Below are 21,379 nucleotides of genomic sequence, written 5' to 3'. Positions count from 1 at the left end.
CTTTCCCTTCCAGCCGGCAGAAAAAAGAAGGGGACCTGGGGGAATTCATTCCCCCGGCCTTCGCTTTTGTGCTTGAGGCCACCGCATGGCCCGCATCCCCATCACCGCCCGCCTGAGCATCGACGAGTCCGAGCTGGAGGAAAGCTTCGCGCGCGCTTCCGGCGCGGGCGGGCAGAACGTCAACAAGGTGGAGACGATGGTGCAGCTGCGCTTCGACGCGCGGAACTCGCCGAGCCTGCCGGAGCCGGTGCGGGAGCGGCTGATCCGGCTGGCGGGGCACCGGGCCACGGGGGCGGGGGAGGTGGTGATCACCGCCCAGCAGTTCCGCACCCAGGCGCGCAACCGCGAGGACGCGCTGGAGCGGCTGCTGGCGCTGATCCGCGAGGCCGCCGCGCCGCCGCCGCCGAAGCGGCGCCCGACGCGCCCGACGCTCGGCTCCAAGAAGCGCCGGCTGGAAGGCAAGTCCCAGCGCGGCGAGACCAAGAAGCTGCGCGGCCGGCCGCTGGCGGAGTGAGCCGCGCGCCGCCCCGCGCCCGGCCGAACGGAAAGCCGCCCGCCCCCGCTTCAGGGGCGGGCGGCCGGCAGGCGCTCCGGCGCCGGGAGGCCAGAGCAGATCCCGATCAGGCCGAGTCAACTGATTGGGTGAAGATGCTCCTGAAAACAATCCGCTGGAGCGGTTGCCGTGAGCAGTGCGAACGGAAACTGCCCTAGCCGTTCTTGCCGCTGTGCTGCCCGCCCTTGCGGCCGGCCTCGGCGGCGCGCTCGGGGTTGTTGGCGAAGTTGTTCGGGTCGTGCTGCTTGCCGCTGCCCACGGTTTCCTGCGACACGCCCTTCTTGCCCTCGGCGGAAGCCTGGCCGCCGCCATGGCGGGGCTTCTGGTCCTGCGACTTTCCGTGCGCCATCGGGTTGTTCCCCATTTGGCCGGGGGCGGGATGCCCGCCGCCCCTGCTGGACAACGCCTCCCCCCGCCGGCCGGTTTCGGGCGCCGCGGGAAGGGGAAGGGGGGGGAGGCTCCGGCTGCCCGCCGCCCTCAGGCCTGCTCTTCCGCCGCCTCCGGCGCGTGCGCCGGCCCGAGCACCTCCTCCACCGTGCCGTCGGCGACGATGCGCCCGGCTTCCAGCTTGATGACGCGGGTGCACCAGCGGCGCACCACGCCCATGTCGTGGGTGGCGATCACCAGGATGTCGGCCCCCGTCACCAGCCGGGCCAGCCGCTCCTCGGCCTTGGTCATGAAGTCGGCGTCGCCGGCCAGGAACCACTCGTCCATCAGCAGGATCTGCGGCGTGATGGCGGTGGCCATGGCGAAGGCGAGGCGCACCTGCATGCCGGCGGAATAGCCGCGCGTCGGCACGTCCAGGAACTCGCCGAGGCCGGAAAAGGCGGCGGCGTCCTGTTCCAGCGCCGCGATCTCCTCGTCGTTCATGCCGCGGTAGAGGCCGCGCAGGCGGATGTTCTCGCGCCCCGTGCTGTCGGAGTCCATGCCGGCGGCCGGGTCGATCAGCGAGCCGATCTCGCCCTCCACCATCAGCTCGCCCGCGACCGGCTCGTAGATGCCGGCCAGCGTCCGCAGCAGGGTGGTCTTGCCGGCGCCGTTGGTGCCGACCAGCGCCACGCGCTCGCCCCGGCGGATCTCGAAGGAGAGATCGTGCAGGGCGGAAACGACGACGCGGTTCGACTCGTCCGTCTTCACCCGGATGGCCGCCTTGGCGAGCAGGCGCTTCTTCAGGCTGCGCGCGGCCAGGTGGTAGAGCGGAAAGGCGATGCTGAGCCCGCGGGCGGAAATGGTGGCCATCGGCGCTCAGACCCAGAAGGCGACGCGGCTGCGGAAGCGCACGAAGAAGGCCAGCGCGATGCCGCCCAGCGCGCCGGTGTAGAGCAGCGCGGCCACCCAGGTCATCAGCGTGCCGCCGCCCTCCACGAGCGGGCCGCGCACCATCTCCAGCATGGTGTAGAAGGGGTTGAGCGGCAGCCACTTGGCGCCCTCCCCCAGCAGCTCCGGCTTCCAGATCACGGGCGTCATGAAGAAGGCGAGCTGCATGGCGTTGGCGACGATCGGCCCGATGTCGCGGAAGCGGGCGCAGATCATGCCGAGGAACAGCGACACGGACAGCGCGTTCACCGCCAGCACCACGAGGCCGGGGATGACCAGCAGCGCCTCCGCGCCCGGCCATTGCCCCATCAGCGCGAACACCACCAGGATCAGCGGCAGGCTGTGCGCCGCGTTCAGCGCGTTGCGGAAGACGCAGCGCAGCGCATGGGTGGTGAGCGGCAGGCGGAGCTGCCGGATGACGCCCTCGGCGTTGGAAAGGCAGGTCGTGGCCTCCGACACCATGGCCGAGAGGGCGTTCCACACGATCAGGCTGGTCGCCAGGTAGGGGAGGTAGTTGGCGATGTCGAGCCGGAAGAGCTGGGCGTAGAGCAGCCCCATGCCCGCCACCAGCGCCGCGGTGGACAGCGTGACCCAGAACGGCCCGATCACCGAGCCGCGGTAGCGGTTGCGCAGGTCGAGCCGCGCCAGCGTCCAGGCCAGCCGCCAGGAGGCGAAGCCGGCCCTGAGATCCGCCATGGCCCGGCCGGTGCGGTCCGGCCGGTTGGCGTCGATGCGATAGATGGGGAGAACCGCTTGCTGCATGGCGGCCGCTCTATACACCCCAAATCTTCCGGGCCGCCAGCCGCCGGGGCGAGGGATCGCCCCGGCGCGCCGTGAGGATCAGTACTTCGGGCCGCCATAGCTGGCGCCATGGGCCGGCGCCTGGCCATAGCCCGAGGGCGCCTGGCCGTAGCCGCCCTGCGGGGGAACATAGGCGCCGGGCGGCGGGCCGCCGGCGGCGCGGCTGAGGCGGGTGCGGTCGCCGCGCGCGATGACCACGCGGTCGTTGACCTGCAGCCCCTCCTCGTTGGTCTGCACCACCGAGATGTCGCCGCCCTGGTCCTCGCGCACGAAGAACTCGACGGCCTCGCCGCCGCTGGCGCCGCGGCCGATGGCATTGCCCGCGAGGCCGCCGAGGACGGCGCCGCCGAGGCCGGCCAGGGCGTTGGAGCGCCAGTCGCCGCCGATGAAGCTGCCGGCGACGCCGCCCGCCACGGCGCCCGCCGCCGTGCCGACGCCGGAGCCGCCGCCCTGGAGCTGCACCGGCCGCATGCCGACGATGGTGCCATAGGAGACGGAGGCGGCGCGGCCGATGGCGGCGCTGCTGTAGGTGGCGCCGGTCTGCTGCGGCGCGCAGGCGGCCACGGTGCCGCCGATCAACATCACGGCAAGCCCGGCGCGGAGGCTGCGGGAAAGGCGGGAGGGCGCGGACATTGCGTGAACCCTTTATCCGTAAGCTGCGATTCCTGGGGGCGGGCGGCGCCGGCATCCGGCGCTGAAGTTCCGCCTCACCCCTTCTTATGAATGGGGTTTTCCACCCGGAAGCGCCAGGGGGGCAACGCCCCAACACAGACGAGGCTTGCGCTAGTCCGCTGTATCCTTTAGCGGTTTGCGGGCAGATGTTCTGCTGAAACCTCAACCCGGAGGCGGTTCCGGATTCGTCGGCGTGGGGGCGCGGGCGAACCATCCAAGGGAACAGGCCGCCGGGCCAGACGGAGAACAGGGGATGACTCCGTTCAACAACGGCCGGATGGCGCCGGGGGGGCGCGTCCGTATGCTCGCAACCCTGTCGCTGGCGGGCCTTCTGGCCGCCTGCGGCAGCAGCAGCCAGCAGCCCAGGACCGTGAGCACCAGCGCCGCCGCGCAGGCCGCCGCCTATCCGCAACCCAGCACCTACGACCCGCCCGGCTCGTCCAGCGATCCGTGGGGGCCCTACATCAAGGAGGCCTCGCGGCGCTTCGACGTGCCGGAGCGCTGGATCCGCGAGGTGATGCGCCAGGAGAGCGGCGGCCGCGTCAGCGCCACCAGCCGCGTCGGCGCCATGGGGCTGATGCAGGTGATGCCCGGCACCTATGCCGAGCTGCGCAGCCGCTACGGGCTGGGGGAGGACCCCTACCACCCGTGGAACAGCATCATGGCCGGCACCGCCTATGTGCGCGAGATGTACGAGCTGTATGGCAGCCCGGGCTTCCTCGCCGCCTACAATGCCGGCCCGCGCCGCCTGGAGGACTATCTCTGGAACGGCCGCGGCCTGCCGGCCGAGACGCGCAACTACGTCGCCCGCATCGGGCCGCGCATCGTGGGCGCCAGCCCGGGCCGCCGCGCGGCGCCGGAGGTGTACGCGGCGGCGGAGATCCCGCTGAACATCCCCGCCGGCCCGCGCCGCGGCGACGCCGCCACCATGCTGGCCCTGCGCGAGCAGCGCAACGCCACCGACCCTGGCATCCGCGTGGCCAGCTTGCCGCCCGGCCCGGTGGTCCGCATGGACCCGATCCCGGACGGCTCCACCTACAGCACCGAAACGGTGCAGGTGGCCAGCCTCGACCCGTCGATCGGCACGTCCCTCGGCGGCAGCGTGGTGCGGATGGACCCGATCCCGGATGGCTCCACCTACGCGCCCGCCGGCACGGTGGTGCGCATGGAGCCGATCCCGGACGGCTCCACCTATGCCGCGGCCGCCGAGCCGCCGGCTCCCGCTCCGGCGCCGGCCGAGCTGGCCGTGGCGCCGCCGCCCGCCCCGCCGACCCGCCCCGCCCCGGCGCCCAGCCTGCTGGCTTCCGCCAGCCCGGCGCCGCAGCCGCGCACCACGGCGCGCATCGCCACCGCCTTCGCCGAGGCGCCCCGGCCCGCGCCCTCCGCCTCGCCCAGCCTGGCGCGCGGCGGCGGCTTCAGCCTGATCGGCACGGCCCATGCCGCCACGGTGGCGCCGCCGGCCCAGGTGCTGCGCCTGCCCTCCTCCAGCCAGCCGGCGGCCGTGCCGAGCCAGGCGGGAAGCTGGGGCGTGCAGGTGGGCGCCTTCGCCAGCGCCAACCTCGCCCGCGCCGCGGCGGAAGCGGCACGCGGGCGTCTCGGCGCCTCCGGCGCGCGTTCGCGGGTCGAGCCGGTCGCGCAGGGCAGCAGCACGCTCTACCGTGCCCGCGTCATCGGCCTCTCGCGCGACAGCGCCCAGTCGGCCTGCGACAGGCTGCGCAGCCAGGGCGCCTGCATCATCGTCTCGCCGGACGCCCAGGGCTGAGAAACCGGCCTTGAAGGATCGGCGCTGAGAAAAAGGCCAGGGGAAGGAATTCCCCTGGCCTTTCCCGTTTCCGCCGGCCGCGCCGCTCAGACGATGGCGGTGCGGTCCGCCTTCAGGACCTCGCCGGCCAGGTAGAGGCTGCCGCAGACCAGCACGCGGCCGGCCGGCCCGTCGGCTTCCGCCAGGGCGCGCAGCGCGTCGGCCACATGCGGGCCGGGGCGGGCCGCTCCGCCGCTCGCCGCCACGATATCCTCCACCGGCATGGCCAGGTGCTGCCCGGGCTCGGCCACGGCCCAGAGGCTGTCGGCGAGCGGCAGCAGCGGCGCCAGGAAGGCCGCCGAGGCCTTGCCCTGCTTCATGCCGACCACGAGGTGGCGCGGGCGGTCCTCCCACAGCGGCAGATGCGCCGCCAGCGCCGCGCCGGCCCCGGCATTGTGGCCGCCATCCAGCCACAGCTCCCACCCCTGGGGCAGCAGCGCGGCGAGCTCGCCATGCAGGCGCTGCAGCCGGGCGGGCCAGGTGGCGGTGGTGAGGCCGGCGGCGATCGCCGCCTCGGTCAGCCAGGGCGGGTTCCAGCCGCGCAGCGCGGCGATGGCGATGCCGGCATTGTCGGCCTGGTGCGGGCCGGGCAGGGCGGGGCGGGGCAGGTTCAGCGAGCCCTCGCCATCCGTGTAGCGCAGCCCCGACTCGGTCCAGCCCACCGACCAGCCCTGGTTGCGCACCGCCAGCGGCGCGCCGAGCGCTGCGGCCTCGGCCTCCAGCACCATCAGCGCCTCGGGCTGCTGCAGGCCGGTGGCGGCGGGCACGCCGGGCTTCAGGATGCCAGCCTTCTCGCCGGCGATGCCCGCCAGCGAGTCGCCCAGGAAGTCCATGTGGTCCATGGAGATGCTGGTGATGGCGCAGGCCGCCGGGCGCTCCACCACGTTGGTGGCGTCGTAGCGGCCGCCCAACCCCACCTCCAGCACCAGCAGGTCGGCCGGCACGCGGCTGAACAGCAGCAGCGCCACCGCCGTGGTCACCTCGAAGACGGTGATGGGCTCGCCGGCATTGACCGCCTCCACCTCCTCCAGCGCGGCGGCCAGCGCCTCTTCCGAGACCAGCGCGCCGGCCAGGCGGATGCGCTCGTGGAAGCGCACCAGATGCGGCGAGGAATAGACGTGCACCCGCTGCCCCGCCGCCTCGGCGATGGCGCGCAGGAAGGCGCAGGTGGAGCCCTTGCCGTTGGTGCCGGCCACATGCACCACCGGCGGCAGGTGGCGCTCGGGGTGGCCCAGCGCCGCCAGCAGGCGCTGCAGCCGCCCCAGGCTGAGGTCGATCAGCTTCGGGTGCAGCGCGTGCAGCCGGTCGATGATGGCCTCGGCGCGGCTCACGCGGCGGAGGCCGGCTTCGGCGGGGCTGCGGAAGCGGAGGGCTTGGCGGCTCCCGCCGCGGTTCCTGGCGCCGCACCGGGCGCCGCGCCGGGCGCCGCGCCGGGCGCCGCGGCCCCGGGCACGCTTCCGGCCGCGGCTGCCGGAGCGGTGCCGGCGGCGGCGCCCGGCGCGGCCGCGGGCGTGGCCTCGGGCCCGGCCGGCGCGTCCGGTCCGGCGGAAAGGGCGGCGGGCTCCAGCAGCGGCTCGCGCAGCAGGCTGATCAGCCGCGCCAGCGTCTCGCGCATGGCGCCGCGCTTCACCACCATGTCCAGGATGCCGTGCTCCAGCAGGTACTCGGCGCGCTGGAAGCCCTCGGGCAGCTTCTCGCGCACCGTCTGCTCGATGACGCGGGCGCCGGCGAAGCCGATCATGGCGCCCGGCTCGGCGATCTGGATGTCGCCCAGCATGGCGAAGGAGGCGGTGACGCCGCCCGTCGTCGGGTCGCACAGCACGACGATGAAGGGCAGCCCCGCCTCCTTCACCATCTGCGCCGCGATGACGGTGCGCGGCATCTGCATCAGGCTCAGCGCGCCTTCCTGCATGCGGGCCCCGCCCGAGGCGGTGAACACGATCAGCGGCGCGTCCTGCAGCACGGCCAGCTTGGCGGCGGTGACGATGGCCTCGCCCACGCCCGGGCTCATGGAGCCGCCCATGAAGCCGAACTCGAAGGCGGCGATGACGGCGCGGCGGCCCTCGATGGCGCCATGCGCCACCACCACCGCGTCATCCATGGCCGACCTGGCCTGCGCCTCCTTCAGCCGGTCCGCGTATTTGCGCTGGTCGCGGAAGCGCAGCGGGTCGGCGGGGGATTTCGGCAGCTCGATGCGCTGGAAGCCGGGGTCGAGCGTGTATTCCGCCCGCTTCATCGCCGGGATGCGCATGTGGTGGCCGCAATGCGTGCAGACATGCAGCGACCGCTCCAGGTCGCGGTGGAAGATCATCTGCTCGCAGGCCGGGCATTTGTGCCAGAGGTTGTCCGGCACCTCCTTGCGGCCGAGCCATGTCTGGATCTTCGGCAGCGCCCATTCGCTGATCCAGTTCATGCGGACCCTCTCTGGCTGAATTCTGGCGGAAGGGGGCGTGGTAGGGCCTGCCATGCCCGGAAGGCAAGGGGGATGGCCGCCGGACCCCGGGCGGAGCCATAAGATGCGCGCTTCCGAACCGCCGATGGTTTCCCGATGAACACAGCCCTGCTCTGGCCGCCCCTGCTCCTGGTCGGCTCCAACATCCTGATGACCTGGGCCTGGTACGGCCACCTGAAGCAGCCTTCCTGGCCGCTCTGGATGGCGGTGCTGATCAGCTGGGGCATCGCCTTCTTCGAGTACTGCCTGGCGGTGCCCGCCAACCGGCTGGGCTACGGCCCCTATACGGGGCAGCAGCTCAAGGTGATGCAGGAGGTGATCACGCTGATGGTGTTCGGCGTGTTTTCCGTCGCCGTGCTAGGGGAGCCGCTGCGCTGGACCTACATCGCCGCCATGCTCTGCCTGGTGGCGGCGGTGGTGTTCATCTTCCTGCCGGTGGAGTGAGGGGGCGGCAACCCCCCCCCCCGCCTTGGCCCCTCCTGGCCTCCCTCAGTCCGCGCCGCGCATGGCCGGCACCAGCAGCCCGACATTGTGGCGGAACATCGCCTCGTAGTCCGGCGCGGGGCCGCCCGGCGGCGAGAGCGCGTCCGCGTAGAGCCGGCCCCGCACCGTGACGCCCGCCTCGGCGGCGAGGCGGCGCAGCGTCGCCGGGTTGGCCATGTTCTCCAGGAAGACGGCGGTGATCTTCTCCGCCTTCAGCGTGCGGATCAGCCGCGCCACCTGGGCCGCGGAAGGTTCGGCCTCGGTGCTGATGCCCTGCGGCGCCAGGAAGCGCACCCCATAGGCGGCTGCGAAGTAGCCGAAGGCGTCGTGGCTGGTCACCACCTTGCGCCGCGCTTCCGGCACGGCCGCGATCTCGGCGCGTACCCATGCGTCGAGCGCCGCGAGCCGCGCCTGGTAGGCCGCGCCGCGCGCGCGGTAGTCCTCGGCGCGGGCCGGGTCGGCCACGGCCAGGGCCTCGGCGATGACGCCCGCGTAATGCCGGCCATGCCGCAGGTCCTGCCAGGCATGCGGGTCGGCCGCCTCCTGCCCGCCATGGCCGTGGTCATGCGCGTGGCCATGCCCATGCCCGCTGGCCGCCCTCATCGTGCGCGGCGCCAGCCCCTCGGTGGCGGTCGCCACCGGGCCGGCATAGCCGGCCGAGCGGGCCAGCCGGTCCACCCAGGCGTCGAAGCCCAGCCCGTTGCGCACCAGCAGCCTCGCGCCCCGCAGCGCCTGCGCGTCCGAGGGGCGGGGCTGGAAGCTGTGGGCATCCACGTCCGGCCCGGCGATGACATGCACCGAAACCGCATCGCCCCCGATCTGCCGCGCCATGTCGCCCAGGATGGAAAAGGAGGCGACCACCGGCAGGATGGCGGCCGGCTGCGCCCGGGCCGCGTGGCCGATCCAGGGCAGGGACAGGGACAAGGCGAGCAGGGCGCGGCGCTGCATGAGGAATCCCAATGCTATGTTATAAAGTTCCAATGCGGCGGATCGGCACGGGATGCAAGCCCTTCCGCGTCCTTCCTCAGCCGCCGCCGAACAGCCGGCGCAGCCTGGCCCAGAAGCCGCCCGGGGCGGGCGCGCGGCCCACCTTCTGGTGCGACACGTGCGGCCGCCGGGAGGGCGGCGGCAGGGCGCTCGCCATGGTGTGCCGGCCCGTGTCCCGCTCCGCGATCAGCCGCCGCTCCAGCGCCACCACCTGCGCCACCGCATCGGGCGGGCCGGAGCCGGCCAGCGCCTCGGCGGCAGCGGCGGCGTCCTCCCAGGCCTCGGAGCGGCGCAGCGCGTCGATCACCCGCACCGACTGCTCCGCGTCCAGCGCCGGGCCGCCGCGCCACAGCGCCACCGCCTCCTGCCGCCAGCTCGCGGCCAGCTCGGGGCGGTTCATGTCGTCGGCCACCCAGGCGGCGTGCAGCGTGGCCTCGGCGGCGGCGTGCAGCGCGCCCGTCTCCTCCAGCACATGCGCCCAGGCCAGGAAGCGGCGGGCCAGGGGCGGGTGGCTGGTGTCGGCGATCAGCGCGCGGAACGGCGCCGCCGCCACCGCATCCGCCGCCGCCGGGTGGGCGCGGCCGATATCCGGCGCGGCATAGGCGCAGTGCGGGCATTGCTGCAGCCAGCGGCCCATCGTGCCGCGCAGCGGCTCGCCGGGGCGCAGATCGAGGTCCGGCGCCTGCTCGGGCGGCGTGGGGCGGAAGGGGGGCTGCCGGCTTTCGCCGCCGCAGACGGCGCAGCGGAGCCCGCCCGGCGCGCCGCCGGTCTTGGAGCCGGCCGAAGGTGAGCCGGCCGAGGGGGAGCCCGGGGAAGAGGAAGTCGCCATCCCGCCAAGCTAGGCACGAAGCGGCCCGGCGCGAAGGGGATGACACGCGCAAACGTTACGCCGCTCCCCTCATGGTGTTGCACGGGCGCCGCCGGCGCGCCAAACATCGCCCATGCCCCGCGGCGACCTGTTCCCCGATATCGCGCCCTATGAGACCGGCCTGCTGCCGCTTTCGGCCGGGCACGTCATGTACTGGGAGCAGGTGGGCAATCCCCGTGGCCAGCCGGTGCTGTTCCTGCATGGCGGGCCAGGGGCGGGGGCGGGGGCGGTGCACCGCCGCTTCTTCGACCCCGGCCACTGGCGCGTCGTCATCTTCGACCAGCGCGGCTCCGGCCGCTCCCGGCCGCTCGGCGAGCTGGCCGGCAACACCACCCCCGACCTGGTGGCCGACATCGAGGCGCTGCGCCGCTTCCTCGGCATCGAGCGCTGGCTGCTGTTCGGCGGCTCCTGGGGCAGCACCCTGGCGCTGGCCTATGCCCAGGCGCACCCCGGGCGGGTGCTGGGCTGCGTGCTGCGCGGCGTCTTCCTCGGCCGGGCGCGGGAGGTGGAGTGGTTCCTCTACGGGCTGCGCCGCGTCTTCCCCGATGCCTGGGCGCAATTCGCCGAGCACATCCCCGAGGCCGAGCGGGGCGATCTGCTGGGCGCCTACCTGAAGCGCCTGACCGACCCGGACCCGCAGGTGCACTTCGCCGCCGCGCGCGCCTGGAGCCAGTATGAGGGGCTGTGCAGCACCCTGATGCCGAGCCCCGAGACGGTGGCGAGCTTCGCCCAGGACCGCACCGCGCTGGGCCTGGCGCGGATCGAGGCGCACTACTTCGCCCACGACCTGTTCCTGCCGCCCGAGGGCCTGCTCGGCGGGATGGACCGCATCGCCCACCTGCCCGCCGAGATCGTGCAGGGGCGCTACGACATGGTCTGCCCCGCCGAGAGCGCCTTCGACCTCGCCGCCGCCTGGCCGCGCGCCCGCCTGACGGTGGTGCCCGATGCCGGCCACTCGGCGCTGGAGCCCGGGGTGCGGGTCTCGCTGGTGGCGGCGGTGGAGCGGTTCCGCCGCTTCGGCTGAGCGCCGCGCCCGCCCCTCCAGGCGTGGCGGCGCAGTGGGCGGGGCGGTGGGCGGGGCGGTGGGCGCGGCGGCGGCGGATTCCACCCGCGCGGCGGTTCGGCACGGATTGGAACGGATGGGAGATGTCCGTATAAGCGTTGGACAAGGGGCATGATTCGTCATGGCGGAAAAGGCCCCCCGCCTTTCCATGCCCCGCCAGAGCCGCGGGCCCGGACCTCCCGCCAGGGCGGGACGGTCAGCCGGATTGATGAAGCCGTGGTCAGTGGAACCGGGTTCAGGGCGTTCCGGTCGGGGAGCAGGCCCGCATGATCATAGCCCCGCTCAATCCGCGGGAGGCCGCTCTGCTGGCGGGGCTGCGCGCCCTGCCGCTGGTGGCCGCCGCGCGCGAGCCGGAGTTCGACGGGCTGGCGGAGGCGGCGCGGGCCATGCTGGAGGGCGAGGCCGCCGCCATCCTGCTGCTGGGGCCAAAGGGCGAGATGTACCGCAAGGCCTGGGCCGGGCCGCCGCGCCCGGCGGCGGAGGCGCGGGCCGTGGCGCTGGGCAGCGCCGCCTGCGAGGGGTGGGAGGCCGGCCCGCGGGAGGCCGGCCCCGGGGATGATCCGGAGGATGGCCTGGCCCTGGTGCTGCGCGAGCCCGGCTGCGGGCCGCGCCGCCCCGCCGCGCCGCTCGGCGCCCTTTGCGTGCTGGGAGCGGGCGGGATCAGGCCCACCGCGCAGCAGCGGGCGGCCCTGGCGGCGCTGGCGGAGGTGGCGGCCACGCTGTTGCAGCAGCGCCGCCGGCTGATGATGGCCGAGAACCGCCTCTACCTCTACTCGGTCAGCTTCGACGGCCTGCTGGAGAGCCTGCCGGAGGGCGTGGCGGTGCTGAACGACCAGGGCGGGCTGGCCCTGGTGAACGACCGGTTCTTCACCCTGTCCGGCCTGTCCAAGAACCGGCTCCTGTTGCGCAGCGCGCCCGGCACCGCGGTGCTGCGCTGGCTGGGCGAACTGGGCGCGCTGGGCCGGGGCAGGGCTGCCCTCCGCTACTGGCGCGCCATGCGCGACACGCCGCAGCCGCTGAGCTGGCAGGGCGAGGTCGCGCGCGAGGCCTGGCTCGCCGTGCGGATCCTGCCCGTGGAGGGGGGCGGCCACGCCGTCATCCTGCGCGACATCACCGACGAGGTGCTGGCCGAGCGCGAGGCCGCCGCGCTGCGGGCGATGAACGCCCAGCTGCGCAGCGCGGTGGAGGCGGCGAGCTGCGGCGTGCTGCTGCTGGAAGGGCCGCCCGAGGCGCCGCGCCTGCTCTGGGCCAATCCGGCCTTCACCGCCATCACCGGCTTCACGGCGGAGGAGCTGCGCCGGCGGGGCGTGCGGGCCCTGCTGCGCCCCGCCGCCCTCGCCCGCGGGGTGCGGCCCCTGACCCAGGCCATGCGCCAGGGGCAGGGCGGCGTGTCGGAGCTCGCCGCCCGGCGCAAGGATGGCACCCCCTGCTGGCTGCGCACCCATCTGGCGCCCGTGCCGGCCGCGCCGGGGGCAGGCGGGACGCGGCGCTGGGTGGTGGTGCAGAGCGACACGACCGACTTCCATGCCCTGGCCCGGGCGCAGGAGGCGGCGCGGCGCGGCGCGGAGGAGGCGAGCCGCGCCAAGTCCGAGTTCATGGCCACGGTGAGCCACGAGATCCGCACGCCGCTGAACGGCGTGAGCGGCATGACCGCCCTGCTGCTGGAAACGCCGCTCACCCCGCTGCAGCGGCGCTATGCCCAGGTGGCGCAGAAATCCGCCGGTCTGCTGCTCTCGGTGGTCAACGACCTGCTGGACAGCACGCGGCTGGAGGCCGGCCGGCTGGAGCTGGAGCGCATCCCCTTCGTGTTGGAGGAGGTGGTGGAGGACATGCTCGACCTCCTGGCCCCGGCGGCGCAGGAAAAGGGGATCGAGCTGGCGCTGGACATGCCGCCCTGGCTGCGCGGCCGGCGCCTGGGCGACCCGACGCGCTTCTCGCAGGTGCTGCTGAACCTGCTGGGCAACGCGGTGAAGTTCACCCCGCAGGGCTCCGTGGTGGTGTCGCTGCGCGAGGAGGCGGACCAGCTGCTGCGGCTGCGCGTCACCGACACCGGGCCGGGGCTCGATGCCGGCAGCGTGGCGCGGATCTTCGAGCGCTTCGCGCAGGGCGACAGCTCCGTCGCCCGCGTTTATGGCGGCAGTGGCCTCGGGCTGCCGATCGCGCGGCAGCTGGTCGAGCTGATGGGCGGGCAGATCGGCGTGGAAACGGCGCCGGGGGCGGGCTCCACCTTCTGGTGCCAGGTGCCGCTGCCGCGCGTCGAGGCGCCGCCGCCCCTGCCGCGGGCGCGGCCTGGCGCCTCGCTGCTGTTGCTGGAGGCGCCAGGCCGCGCCCTGCTGGCCGAGAGGCTGCGCGAGCTTGGCCTCGGTGTCACGGTATGCGGCCCGGAGGCGGAATGGCCGCGCGGGGCACGCTTCGACCATGTGGTGGCGGACCGCGCCATTCCGGCGGCGCGGTTGCCGCGGGATGTTCCCTGCATCCGGCTCTGCGCCGCCGGCCAGCCGGGCGAGCGGGACGGCTTCACCCTGCCCCGGCCGGTGCGGTTCGGCGCCCTGCTGCGGGGGCTGGCGCCGCTGCTGGAGGGCGCGCCGCCGGCGCCGCCCCCCCCGCCCCCGCGCGTGCGGCTGCGTGGCCATGTGCTGCTCGCCGAGGACAACGGCGTGAACCGCGAGATCGTGCGGCTGCAGTTGCAGGCCGCCGGGCTGCGGGTGACGGAGGCCCGGGACGGGGCCCAGGCCGTGGCCGCCGCCATGGCCGGGCGCTTCGACCTGATCCTGATGGACCTGGAGATGCCGGGCATGGATGGCCCGGAGGCGATCCGCCGCATCCGCGCGCTGGGCGGGCACAATGCGGCTGTGCCGGTGATGGTGCTGACGGCGCATGCGCGGGAGGTGGCGCGGGAGCTGATCGCGCAATGCGGCACGGAGCACTCCCTCACCAAGCCCGTGCGCGCCGAGGAGCTGCTGGCCGGCATCGCCCAGCTCATGGCCGCGCCCCTTCGCTGAGGGGCGCCGCCTTCGCGCCGCTTCCCAAGAATGGGCCGCTGGGCTATGCTGCCCGGCGGAAATGGTATTGTCTGCGTAGCTCAGCTGGATAGAGCACAGGATTCCTTGTTTGCTTAACTGGGCGCTGCGATGGGAAACCGCGCAGCGGATCCGCTCAAAGTCGGGGAAAGCTTCGGCGTTCTGATCGCCTTGCCAATCCCGAGCCAAGCCCGGCCTTTCGCCGGGAAGGTGTAGAGACTGGACGGGCGGCGCCTAATGGCCACGGCCTATGGCGAAGGGACAGTCCAGACCACGAACGCCCTTCGGGGCGGCGGCGAAAGCCGAAGTGGGATGAATCCTGGGGCCGTGGGTTCGAATCCCGCCGCGGACACCATTTCTTCCCACAAACTCGCTCTCTGGTTGTCGGGGGGCGCCCGGAACCACAGGTTGCGCCAAGGTCGGCGGACAAACCTTGGGAGTGCCGAGGTCGGGTCGGGCCAGAACTCGCTCTCCGGAGGGCGGATTCTCTCCAAACCTCGGGACTTGGCCGCTTCAGTCTACAAGGTCCAACTGCCTGACTTCCTTATTCATTCCTGACGTGGCGACCGGGCCAAGTTGGGGTATCGAGTGCTCCTCCCGTCTCGGACCAACCCTCAAGCCATCGCCACACCCCCAAGCCAGCTACACGCGCCGGGGCTCCAACTTCGCGCGCTACGTGAGGTGCCCCCCAGCCGATGGTAGGTATCGGTTCGGATGCCCGATGGCCTCAACTCAACTCGGCGCCAGGTCCAGCGATTTGGGGGGCAATCTGGCCTTGCCAAGCACGCTTAGACGGTCCACCTTCGGACACGAAGCGAACACCGCGTCGTTGTTGACAGGCGTCGTGGATTATGTTCCTAATCGGTTCGCTCACCTGCCATGTGTAGGCAGAGCATTCGGGGCCGTCCTTCGGGGCGGCCCTAGCCATTTTGGGCGACCAGAAACGCATCTCGTTCCTGCCGCAGAGCTTCACGCCGGTTGCGGTATGTCACGATGTACTGCGTTTTCAGCAGCCAATGTCCTTGCCGCTGTGCGAGGATAACCAGGTAGTCCTCATCCTCGAGCCAGAGTGGCACGTGGATGTTTCCACCCCTCACGTTCTGCCAGACGCTCACCCGAGGATCCGCGCGATCAGCTGCGCGAATTACATGCGGGACCCAACACAAGCGCTCGCATCGGCGCAAATCTGGCATCCGATCTTCCTCGACGCGCCCCTCCTGGATCATGTGCCAGAAGCCATAGCCCTTACCGCGCGTCTCGGGCGTCCGCCGAGTTGCAACACGAAGGCCGCGGAAAGTCAGACCTCCCCGCACGATTTGGGAGAGATACACGTCGTGGACACATTCGAGGTAGCGCTCCCAGTCACCCCCGCAGGTGTCGAGCGTCAGCAGCGGCGGCAGAATCATGCTGAGCGCACCGCAGGACGCCACATCAACAGATTGACCTTTGTCTCCGACAGGTAAGAGGTGGAGGAAAGGCTGCGAGGGTGGCCAGGCGGACGCCCTCCAGCACTCAGCGCTTCCACCAAGGCCAGCTTTGCTGGGCTGGTGCGCAGTTGCCGGTTAGCGTAGCCGACGGCGCCGATGAGCAAGTCCGCGAGCTGCATTGGGGCCACTTCATGGGAGCGGACCTGCTGCACGCGGGACACACGGCTCCGAAACGGGTCGCGAAGCGCGGTACACAGCACGTCGTGCAATTTCTCAGTCTTTGCGCCGCCACGAGTGTCCTTGATGTCGAGGTAAACGCGATGTTCGGCATCAGCAGCCAGAAAAGGCAGGAGCGTCTGGTAGTACATCTTGTAGTACCAATCGTCATGCGTCTGGCTGAACGCTGCGTGGTCCAAGCTCTTCTTGTCAGGAATCACCACCGCGCGGAAGCGCAGCTCTGGCGTCGCGAAAAAAAGACCTACAAGGTCGAGATAGAATGCCAGGCGACCAGGCGAGACCTTGCTCCATTTGATCTCAAAGCCAGGCGCTAAGCCGTGTCGTGCTTTGAGAGCGTGGATTGCTGCAGAAGTGGGGCGGGCGGCCGCAGCAGGACAAGCCAGAGCGCCGAGCACCATAACCGGACTGTCGTCGTGTTCGAGGTGGCACGACTCGTCGCAATAGAGGTTCACTACGGTCCGTTCAGTCATGATGCACCGAACCACGCCGTGGTTTCCACGACCGCGCAAACCACGCCCGTGTAGACAGAATCAGCAAGTTCCGTGTGGCGAACAGCGATAGCAAGGAAGCACCTTGTTGTCGGCCAGTATGTCAGCATGCGGCGGTCCCAAAAAGATTATGCAGCATGGCCGGCAGCAGGGCATCGCAGTCCGCGGCAGTGGCGGCGTGCTGGGCGCGGAGAGCGCCAACCTTGGTCTGCAGCTGTTCGAACCATTGCTGGGCGTCGAGAGACGGCACTGGGACTTCGATGGCTTTAAGCCGGTCCTGTGCGAGAGTGCGGTTGCGATCTGCACTTCCCGGCGAAGCTGCTTGAACTTGGCCCAACCCCTCCGGCGACTGCAGATAGAAGCAGAGGACGGAGGGCAAAAGTCGCGTCCGATCGGCAACGCAGGTGAGATACCGGTGTGACGCGACCTTGCCGTGGTGGACATACTCCGCGACGGCGAAGGCTCCTTCCCATGCTTTGATGTTGCTGATGACGAGATCGCCCTCTTCGATCCAGAACAGCTTCTGCCAGGTCAGGCTCTCGCCCCGCACATCCGGCTTTGCGAATAGGCCGCGGCCAAAAGCGCGTGCGCCAATCTCCTCATATGTCGCGCCGGGTTCGATGGTGACGGGCCGCCGCACAAGCGGCGCGACCTTGGCCATCGGGGCACGCGGGCTGCCGGCGGTGATCCGCACAAAGGCGTTGCGCAGCATGGCGGCAAGTTCTGCCTCCTGCCGCTCGGCAGACTCAATCCGAGTCTTCAACCGTGCGTCCACAGCGTTCAGTCGTGCGACAATGCGGCGTTGCTCATCAAGAGATGGAAGAGGTATACGGCTGGCCAGGAAACGATCTTCCTTGAGCCGGACCCGGTTTGTACTGCCTTCGCTGGCTCCCCTACAAAGCGCGATGAAGGGCTCAGTCCGGCTGAGCCAGAAGAGGAACCCAGGCAGCAGACGGCCGGTATCGACATCAAAGCAAGGGAAGTCCCCGGATACGACCGCGCCGTCCAACTCGTGAGGCACGAGTCCAAAGGCACCGTGCCGGGCATCGATGCGTGACATGATGAATTGGCCAGCTTGTACCTGCACCTGCTCGCGCGCAGCAATGTCCGCGCCACGACAGACACCGCGGAGCGCGACACCCTTGCCCCAAAGGCGCACAGTGACCTGGCGGTATTCGGCTTCGGGGTCGAGTTCGATCCAGTGATTGTGGCGCCGCAGGACGTCCTCCAGCGCCACCATCGGCCACTCCGGCATACTCACGCACGCTCCGCCACAAGCGCCTCGATCTCTCGTAAGAGATCCAGCACCCGCTGCTCCCGCGCGACGATACCCTGCAGAATCTCCGCCGGTGCCCGATGGTCTTCCACCTCGCGCGCATTCGGGTTCTTGAGATCGAGGTTGACGGCGACAACCCGTCCCTCATCATCTGTGCGGATCAGGTCCTCCGCCGGCACGCGCCAGGCCCGCGGGTCCTCGCCGCGGGTCTTCCACCAGGCCAGGCAATCCGCCAGCTCCTCGAATTGCAGCGGCGCCGTCTTGCTGTATTTCCGCCGTCCCTCCGGCATCGGCTGCTGCCAGTAGTGGACGTCGCGCGTCGGCCCGGTGGTGTCGAAGAAGATCACGTTGGTCGGGATGTCGGTGTAGGGGGCGAAGACGCCCTCGGGCAGGCGCAGCACGGTGTGCAGGTTGAACTCACGCAGCAGGTCCGCCTTGACCCGCGCCGCCACCCCGTTCTCGAACAGCGTGCCGTTCGGCACCACCACGGCGGCGCGCCCCTGCCCGTTGCGCTTCAGCCGCCGCATGATGAGCTGCAGGAACAGCAGCGCCGTCTCGTTGGTGCGGCGGTCCTCGGGGAAGTTGGTCTGGATCCCCACCTCCTCCTCGCCGCCGAAGGGCGGGTTGGTGAGGATCACGTTCACTCGGTCGCGTTCGCCGATCTCGGCCAGGCGCTGGCGGGCCAAGGCGTTGCCAAGCGTGATGTCCGGCGCTTCCAGCCCGTGCAGCAACAGGTTCATCTGCGCTAGCAGGTAGGGCAGCCGCTTCGCCTCGCCGCCGATCAGGCTGCGGCCCTGCAGCACCTCACGGTCCTCGGTGGTCCGCACCTGGTCCTTCAGGTGCTCGAAGGCCTCGGCCAGGAAACCGCCGGTGCCGCAGGCCGGATCGAGCACCGTCTCGCCGAGCCGCGGGTCCGTGACCGCCACCATGAAGCGCACGACGGCGCGCGGGGTATAGAACTCCCCGCTGTCACCCGCCGCGTCGCGCATCTCGCGCAGCAGCCCCTCATAGAGGCGGGAGAGGGTGTGGATCTCCTCCGAGGCGTCGAAGTGGATGGCGTCCACCAGGTTGATGACGTCGCGCAGGAGATAGCCGCTCTCCATGCGGTTGGTCATTTCGGCGAAGACGGTGGCGATCACGTCCCGCCGGTCCCGCCCACCGTTCCGGCCACGCAGGGAACGCAGATAGTTGAAGAGGCCGGGCCCCTTCGACCCGTCCGGCCGGATCGTCTCCTCGGCGGCCAGGAAGCGGATCAGGTCCGGCCCGGTGATGCCGTCCCGCCGCGCCGCCCAGTCTCGCCAGCGGTAGGGCGGCTCGATGGCGGCGTGGAAGGGCTGGCCGGCCAGGGCTGCCTCGTCCTCGTGGATGCGCTCCATGTCGTCCACGAACTTCAGGAACAGCACCCAGGTGAGCAGCGGCAGCCGGTCGAGGTCGCCGTTCAGCCCCTTGTCCTTCCGCATGATTTGGCGGGCGGACTTGACGATGCTGTCGAGGCGTTGGGCGGTGGTCTGAGGACCAGTCGATTTCTTGGTGCGGGCCATTGTGTCAGGCGGCGTAGATCAAGGTCGCCATTTCGTCCACCGCTCGGCGCAGCTGCTCGGCGCCACCGAAGCGGCGGATGATCTCGCTCGGGTTGCCCATCGAAGCCAGGGGCTCGATTCGGAGCGCATCGGGCAAGCGGAGCTCGTCCGGGCCGTGGGCCGCGTATTTTTCGAGCAGCGCCTCCAGCACCGCCCGCGCGGCCGGGCCATGCCGGTCGAACAGGTCCTGGCGATCGGCGCGGAGCCGCTCGGCGCGTTCCCGCCGCGTACGAAGGGGGGCGCCCCAGGCCAGGTGGCAGAGCAGGTCGAAGGGGTCGTCCTCCGGCCGGCCCATCTCGGCGGCAAGGGTGGCCAGGTCGATGCCTCGCTCCGCCAGCTCCTCCACCACGGCGGCCCGCTTGTCCGCAATAGTCCAGGCGGCGCGGAAGGCGGCCGGGGTCGGATAGAGGGTGCGGATCTTCTCCCCCGTGTAGTCCGTGATCTTGCGCGCGGTCAGCCGCTTGCCGTCCGCGTCCAGCTCGTAGACATGGTGCTGCACCACTTCCACGGCGCCGCCGTCCACGTAGTACTTGCGGGGCTCTCCGGTCTGCCCGCCCCCCGGTGGCAGCGGCGTGGCGGGGCCTGCGGGTCCCTCCTCGCCGCCCTCTCCCTCTTCGCCTCCCGGCGGGACCGGATCGATGACGACGCCGGCCTCGACGCCATTCGGATCGATGGTGGTGGTCGTGGCGCTGACCGGCTCGCCGTCGAAGTCCGGGTCGGCGAACTTCGCCGTCGCCGCGCCCGTGTAGTCGAGGATGTTGAAGAACAGCTTCCCGTAGTCCTCGCGCAGCCGGGTCCCGCGGCCGATGATCTGCTTGAACTCGCTCATCGAGCTAACCGCGCGGGCGAGGACCACGTTGCGGCAGGTCGGCGCGTCCACGCCGGTGGTCAGCAGCTGCGAGGTGGTCAGGACGACCGGCGTGCGCTTCTCGAGGTCCTGGAAGTCGGACAGGTGGCCGCGCCCGATCGCACCCTCGTCGGCGGTGACCCGGCAGACGTAGTTCGGGTGCTGCGCGACCAGGTCGGCGTTGAGGTTCGAGAGCGCGCGGCGCATCTCGCTCGCGTGCTCCTGGTCCACGCAGAAGACGATGGTCTTCGCAAAGCGGTCGGTCGCCTTCAGGAAGCCGGTCAGGTGGCGCGCGATGGCCTCGGTGCGGGCGCGCAGGGCGACCACGCGCTCGAAGTCCTTCGTGTGGTACTCCTCGTCTGGGATCTCGCGGCCGAAGCGGTCGAGCTCGCCCTTCGTCGGGCGCCACCCCGCGGCGTCGGCGTCGGTCACCACGCGGTGCACGCGGTAGGGGGCCAGAAAGCCGTCTGCGATGCCCTGCGCGAGGGAGTAGGTGTAGAGCGGGTCGCCGAAATAGGCGTAGGTGTCCCGGTTGTCCTCGCGCAGCGGCGTGGCCGTCATGCCGAGTTGGAAGGCCGGGGCGAAGTATTCCAGGATCTCGCGCCAGTTGCTGTCGTCGCGGGCGCTGCCGCGATGGCACTCGTCCACGATGATCAGGTCGAAAAAGTCGGGCGGGAACTCGCGGTAGAGCCCAGGCCGGCGTTCGTCCTTGGCGATCGCCTGGTAGATGGCGAAGTAGATGTCGCGGCCGAGGCTGACACGCCCATTCTCGATCTTGAAGCGGCCCCGGCCGAAGGGCGCGAAGTCGCGCGCCATCGGGTCGTCGACCAGCACGTTGCGGTCGGCCAGGAACAGGATCTTGGGCTTCAGGTGGTCGCCCCGCCGATTCCAGGCGGCGGACCAAAGCCGCCAGGCGATCTGGAAGGCGATCGGAGTCTTGCCGGCGCCGGTGCAGAGGGTGAGGAGGTTACGGCGGCGGCCGGTGAGGATCGCCTGGACCGCGCGGTTGACCGCGATCTCCTGATAGTAGCGGAGCGGCTTGGCCGGGTCGGGATAGCCAGAGGTGAGCGCCTGCTCAGCTACCGAATCGTCGGTCAGGCCGAGACCGGCGCGCTGGCGCGCCCAGAGCTCGAAGGGTGTCGGGAAGGTGGTGACCACCCGCTCCTGGCCGGTGAAGAAGTCGAATTCGATGATCTCGGTGCCGTTTGTCGCGTAGGCAAATTTGAGGCCCAGGATCTCGGCATAGTCCTTCGCTTGTTGGAGACCGTCGGCGGCGCTCAGGTAGCTGGCCTTGGCCTCAACGACGGCCAGGGCAAGGTCGGGCCGGTAGCGGAGCAGGTAATCGGCCCGCTTGCGCCGGCCGCGCCGCGGCTGCCCCCCGACAAAGATGACCCGACCGTCAGTGAAGCTGCGCTGCTCCTGGATGGCATGCGGCGCGGTGTCCCAGCCGGCAATCTGGAGGCGGGGAACGACGAAGAGGCGACAGGTATCGGCCTCGGTATTCACG

Annotated in this window: 17 protein-coding genes and 1 pseudogene; 5 read left to right on the top strand and 13 right to left on the bottom strand. The window is 71.3% G+C overall.

The window, feature by feature from the left end; genetic code table 11:
• Positions 1 to 85: 85 nt before the first annotated feature.
• Positions 86 to 514 carry an alternative ribosome rescue aminoacyl-tRNA hydrolase ArfB gene (gene arfB, locus CR162_RS16600; protein WP_099096653.1) on the top strand — a complete coding sequence of 143 codons (429 nt, stop codon included), beginning with the start codon at positions 86 to 88 and terminating at the stop codon, positions 512 to 514.
• 193 nt (positions 515 to 707) lie between these two features.
• Here the strand turns inward: arfB and CR162_RS16595 are convergent, their stop codons facing one another.
• From CR162_RS16595 to CR162_RS16580, 4 genes are all read right to left on the bottom strand, one after another.
• Positions 708 to 902, bottom strand: coding sequence for a con-10 family general stress protein (locus CR162_RS16595; RefSeq protein WP_176559889.1), 195 nt, complete (start codon positions 900 to 902; stop codon positions 708 to 710).
• Positions 903 to 1,030: 128 nt separating this feature from the next.
• Entirely contained in the window at positions 1,031 to 1,792 is a 762-nt protein-coding gene (locus tag CR162_RS16590; RefSeq protein WP_099096651.1) for an ABC transporter ATP-binding protein, read from the bottom strand.
• A 6-nt stretch (positions 1,793 to 1,798) separates the two neighbouring features.
• Positions 1,799 to 2,632: an ABC transporter permease gene (locus tag CR162_RS16585; protein ID WP_099096650.1), complete on the bottom strand. Its 834-nt coding sequence runs from the start codon at positions 2,630 to 2,632 to the stop codon at positions 1,799 to 1,801.
• 78 nt (positions 2,633 to 2,710) lie between these two features.
• Positions 2,711 to 3,304 (bottom strand): outer membrane lipoprotein, encoded by a 594-nt coding sequence (locus tag CR162_RS16580; RefSeq protein ID WP_245870438.1) that lies wholly within the window; start codon positions 3,302 to 3,304, stop codon positions 2,711 to 2,713.
• Positions 3,305 to 3,644: 340 nt separating this feature from the next.
• Between CR162_RS16580 and CR162_RS16575 the strand changes: the two genes are divergently transcribed.
• Positions 3,645 to 5,105 (top strand): lytic transglycosylase domain-containing protein, encoded by a 1,461-nt coding sequence (locus tag CR162_RS16575; RefSeq protein WP_245870437.1) that lies wholly within the window; start codon positions 3,645 to 3,647, stop codon positions 5,103 to 5,105.
• Between the two features lie 86 nt (positions 5,106 to 5,191).
• Here CR162_RS16575 and CR162_RS16570 read toward each other — a convergent pair whose 3' ends face one another.
• On the bottom strand, positions 5,192 to 6,475 hold the full coding sequence (locus tag CR162_RS16570; RefSeq protein ID WP_099096648.1) for a bifunctional folylpolyglutamate synthase/dihydrofolate synthase: 1,284 nt from the start codon (positions 6,473 to 6,475) through the stop codon (positions 5,192 to 5,194).
• Between the two features lie 167 nt (positions 6,476 to 6,642).
• Positions 6,643 to 7,557 (bottom strand): annotated as a pseudogene (gene accD, locus CR162_RS16565) (acetyl-CoA carboxylase, carboxyltransferase subunit beta); the annotation flags it as partial.
• A 135-nt stretch (positions 7,558 to 7,692) separates the two neighbouring features.
• Between accD and CR162_RS16560 the strand changes: the two are divergent.
• Positions 7,693 to 8,040 carry a DMT family protein gene (locus CR162_RS16560; RefSeq protein ID WP_099096646.1) on the top strand — a complete coding sequence of 116 codons (348 nt, stop codon included), beginning with the start codon at positions 7,693 to 7,695 and terminating at the stop codon, positions 8,038 to 8,040.
• A gap of 45 nt (positions 8,041 to 8,085) precedes the next feature.
• Here the strand turns inward: CR162_RS16560 and CR162_RS16555 are convergent, their stop codons facing one another.
• Together CR162_RS16555 and CR162_RS16550 are read right to left on the bottom strand one after the other, a co-directional pair.
• The gene (locus tag CR162_RS16555; protein ID WP_099096645.1) at positions 8,086 to 9,027 is read right to left on the bottom strand and encodes a metal ABC transporter solute-binding protein, Zn/Mn family; all 942 of its coding nucleotides are present in this window, start codon (positions 9,025 to 9,027) and stop codon (positions 8,086 to 8,088) included.
• Positions 9,028 to 9,103: 76 nt separating this feature from the next.
• Positions 9,104 to 9,895, bottom strand: a complete 792-nt coding sequence (locus CR162_RS16550) for a hypothetical protein (RefSeq protein WP_099096644.1) — start codon at positions 9,893 to 9,895, stop codon at positions 9,104 to 9,106.
• A gap of 112 nt (positions 9,896 to 10,007) precedes the next feature.
• Between CR162_RS16550 and pip the strand changes: the two genes are divergently transcribed.
• Positions 10,008 to 10,958, top strand: a complete 951-nt coding sequence (gene pip / locus CR162_RS16545) for a prolyl aminopeptidase (RefSeq protein WP_099096643.1) — start codon at positions 10,008 to 10,010, stop codon at positions 10,956 to 10,958.
• Between the two features lie 305 nt (positions 10,959 to 11,263).
• On the top strand, positions 11,264 to 13,999 hold the full coding sequence (locus CR162_RS16540; protein ID WP_099096642.1) for an ATP-binding protein: 2,736 nt from the start codon (positions 11,264 to 11,266) through the stop codon (positions 13,997 to 13,999).
• 938 nt (positions 14,000 to 14,937) lie between these two features.
• On the opposite strand, the gene CR162_RS22105 is transcribed toward CR162_RS16540, so the two are convergent.
• The 5 genes from CR162_RS22105 to hsdR all read right to left on the bottom strand — a co-directional run bounded on the left by CR162_RS22105 (position 14,938) and on the right by hsdR (position 21,378).
• Positions 14,938 to 15,423 (bottom strand): hypothetical protein, encoded by a 486-nt coding sequence (locus tag CR162_RS22105; RefSeq protein ID WP_141563191.1) that lies wholly within the window; start codon positions 15,421 to 15,423, stop codon positions 14,938 to 14,940.
• Complete coding sequence (locus tag CR162_RS16535; protein ID WP_099096659.1) at positions 15,420 to 16,151, bottom strand: DUF3800 domain-containing protein; 732 nt, start codon at positions 16,149 to 16,151, stop codon at positions 15,420 to 15,422. Before CR162_RS16535 ends, CR162_RS22105 begins: the two co-directional genes overlap by 4 nt.
• Positions 16,152 to 16,272: 121 nt before the next feature.
• Positions 16,273 to 17,409, bottom strand: coding sequence for a restriction endonuclease subunit S (locus CR162_RS16530; RefSeq protein WP_176559888.1), 1,137 nt, complete (start codon positions 17,407 to 17,409; stop codon positions 16,273 to 16,275).
• Positions 17,410 to 17,426: 17 nt separating this feature from the next.
• The gene (locus CR162_RS16525) at positions 17,427 to 18,986 is read right to left on the bottom strand and encodes an HsdM family class I SAM-dependent methyltransferase (protein ID WP_099096640.1); all 1,560 of its coding nucleotides are present in this window, start codon (positions 18,984 to 18,986) and stop codon (positions 17,427 to 17,429) included.
• A 4-nt stretch (positions 18,987 to 18,990) separates the two neighbouring features.
• Positions 18,991 to 21,378 carry an EcoAI/FtnUII family type I restriction enzme subunit R gene (gene hsdR, locus CR162_RS16520; protein WP_099096639.1) on the bottom strand — a complete coding sequence of 796 codons (2,388 nt, stop codon included), beginning with the start codon at positions 21,376 to 21,378 and terminating at the stop codon, positions 18,991 to 18,993.
• Position 21,379: the final 1 nt, after the last annotated feature.

This window comes from Teichococcus rhizosphaerae (assembly GCF_002631185.1).
Taxonomy (GTDB): Bacteria; Pseudomonadota; Alphaproteobacteria; order Acetobacterales; family Acetobacteraceae; genus Pseudoroseomonas; species Pseudoroseomonas rhizosphaerae.
Note: the sequence above shows the minus strand (reverse complement) of the source record. Positions and strands in the feature narration are given on the sequence as shown.